This is a genomic window from Treponema sp. R80B11-R83G3 (genome assembly GCF_054786115.1).
Window position 1 is genome coordinate 1 of the sequence record NZ_BDHF01000490.1, and the last position, 463, is coordinate 463.

The following is a 463-nucleotide window of genomic DNA, read 5'->3' on the forward strand; positions in this document are numbered from 1 at the left end:
GACTAATCTGGGAAATTGTGATATTTTATTTAATGAATTTGTTTGGAGGATAATTTATGGTAAATTTGGTTCAGGATTTAAAACCTATTTCTTATGTTAAGGCTCACACAACGGAAATAGTAAAATATGTAGGGGATTCAAAAACTCCCGTTGTAATAACCCAGAATGGAGAGGCAAAAGCAGTAATAATTGATATAGAAAGTTATCAAAAAACGTTAAACGCAATACATTTAGCCAAATTATTAAGTTTTGGTGAGAAAGATATAAAAAATGGAAATGTAATGACGCATGAATTTGCAAAAAAAATATTTGAAAAGACATTAGGTAGGAAAAAAAGTGAGAAAAATTGAATGGACGCCTGACGGAATAGATTCACTTAATGAAATACTTGAATATTACAAGGACAGAGCAGGAGAAAATATTGCAAATTCAATTTATGAAAAAATAATAAAAAGCATAGAAT

1 protein-coding gene is annotated in these 463 nt (G+C 28.7%); it reads left to right on the forward strand.

What is annotated here, in order from left to right:
- Positions 1–56 precede the first annotated feature (56 nt).
- Positions 57–350 carry a type II toxin-antitoxin system Phd/YefM family antitoxin gene (locus tag ACYVRH_RS14610; protein WP_461257589.1) on the forward strand — a complete coding sequence of 98 codons (294 nt, stop codon included), beginning with the start codon at positions 57–59 and terminating at the stop codon, positions 348–350.
- The last annotated feature ends 113 nt before the right edge of the window (positions 351–463 follow it).